Genomic DNA, 2,130 nt, shown 5'->3' on the forward strand with positions numbered 1-2,130 from the left:
ACCATATTCATTTCGTATTTAACAATTTTTTAAAAACAATTTAGACTATTAAGGCTACAGGCCGGGTTTGCGGAAGATAAGCCATTACTTTTTTATAACACGGAACTATAACCCACTATGCTGGCATTATATCTTTTGCTTCCAGTTGCAATAGTTGGCCTTTCCATATTGATTGCCGTTCTTCACATGGTAGCACCTGATCACTGGACACCAATACTCTCATATTCGCTCCATAAAAAATTTAAAAGTAAGGAAACAGGGGTTCTTTCCTTTGGCCTTGGCTTAATTCATGGCATATTCTCCTCCATATTATCCTTTGCAATAGCCATATTCGGCGTGTATTTTTTTCCCCAATTCGACATAAAGATATTCGCCGTTGCATTGCTTGTGTTTGTGGCGGCATATATAATTTTGAATGCAAGGCACGAGGAAAAATCGCAGGAATCAAAGGGAAATGAGATTGAGAAATCCATATTGTTAGTAAGCATAATACCTGATCCCGCAATTGTCCCAATAATATTAATCTCTAACTCTGGCAATTATGCATAATATGTTTTGAGAATTTCTTTGTTTTAAGGGATCAAATACGAATATTTATATACCTACATATTATGTATATACATAATATGACACATCCGGACTGAGTACTGAAATTCAAGAAGAAAGGAACGCTTGTTATGAAGAGGGATGACCGGTACTATCTCTACAGGGTCTCAAGCAAATGGAACCCTGAAATGAAGAGGGCACAGATGAAGACAGGTGAATACCTTGGCAGAATAACACCTGATGGCATCATTGAACCCAAGACAAAGAGGGTAATGAAACGCTATGAACACATATCTGTCAAGGAATACGGTTCTTCATTCCTCTTACAGCATATATCCGGTGATTTGGTTGCATCCCTTAAAAACCATTTTCCTGAATGGAAGGAGATATTCATATTCGCATGCATGCGCCTTATCAATGTATCTCCAATGAAAAACGTTGATTTCTATTACAGGACATCATTCTTGTCTGAAACAGTAAAGGATGTGCATGTCTCACCAGATGTCTTAGGTGACATGCTGAGGAATATAGGCACCGACAGGAAGTCAGTGACAGACTTTATGAAATCATTCATGAGGGATGAGAGATACCTTGCAGTGGACCTGACACATGTGCTCTCAATGAGTGAGGGCGTAATATCCGCCACACTTGGGCATAACAGCATGGAGGAGTACCTCCCCCAGGTACAGTTGCTCTTCCTGTTCTCACTGGAGCATGATGCACCGGTATATTTCAGGATACTTCCAGGATCAATAAACAGTGTGATGTCACTGAAGATAACAATGGAAGAAACCGGATCGAAGAATATAGTCTTAGTGGCTGATACCGGCTTCTATTCCCTGAAGAATGTCCAGGCTCTTGATGCCATGAAAATATTCTTCATAATACCATTAAGGAGGAACTCAAGGCTTATAGATTATTCCATGAAAGGGGAGAAACACTTCATGTTCCAGGATCATCCCATATTCTATTCAAAATATGAAAGTAATGGCAGGACATTATACACATTCAGGAATGATTTCCTTAAGGCAGAGGAGAAGGACTACCTGAAAAGGCATTCCAACTCTTCAGGATTCATAAAGATCAATAAGAGAATGGGAACCATATCTGTCATGACAAACCTGAAAGTCTCCGGCGAGATCGTTTATGATATGCTGAAATCACGTGTGGATATAGAGCAGTCATATGACACATTCAAGAATACAATACACGGTGACAGGACATACATGAGGGATGATTACCAGATGCAGGGATGGACGTTTGTAAATTTCCTATCACTGATAATGCATTACAGGATCTATAACCTGCTGAGAAAGCATGACCTGCTCAAGAAATACTCTCCGGAAGATGTAATAGAACATCTTCAGCGTGTGAACATGCTCAAGATCGGTGAGGAATGGAAGATATCTGAAATACCGAAAAAATCTGGGGAAATAATTAAGGCTCTTGAAATACCTATTATGCAAAATAACGGGAGTTAGAGTTTAATATTTACCTGTGTTTATATTATCACTGAAAACCTAATTTTTATTGAGATTTCATGCTATGGCTTTATATGTGGGCTGACATTCATGGTAATATTTA

General features: G+C 38.9%; 2 protein-coding genes. Both read left to right on the forward strand.

The window, feature by feature from the left end; translation table 11 throughout:
* The first annotated feature begins 117 nt into the window (after positions 1 to 117).
* Positions 118 to 549, forward strand: a complete 432-nt coding sequence (locus tag AMDU4_RS13675; protein WP_021788518.1) for a hypothetical protein — start codon at positions 118 to 120, stop codon at positions 547 to 549.
* A 128-nt stretch (positions 550 to 677) separates the two neighbouring features.
* Positions 678 to 2,027 carry a transposase gene (locus AMDU4_RS13680; RefSeq protein WP_021788519.1) on the forward strand — a complete coding sequence of 450 codons (1,350 nt, stop codon included), beginning with the start codon at positions 678 to 680 and terminating at the stop codon, positions 2,025 to 2,027.
* Positions 2,028 to 2,130: the final 103 nt, after the last annotated feature.

Source organism: Ferroplasma sp. Type II, assembly GCF_000496155.1.

What these genes read in the sequence shown, in the direction of transcription:
- AMDU4_RS13675 (WP_021788518.1), top strand. Translation starts at nt 118, where the DNA reads ATGCTGGCATTATATCTTTTGCTTCCAGTTGCAATAGTTGGCCTTTCC.
- AMDU4_RS13680 (WP_021788519.1), top strand. Translation starts at nt 678, where the DNA reads ATGAAGAGGGATGACCGGTACTATCTCTACAGGGTCTCAAGCAAATGG.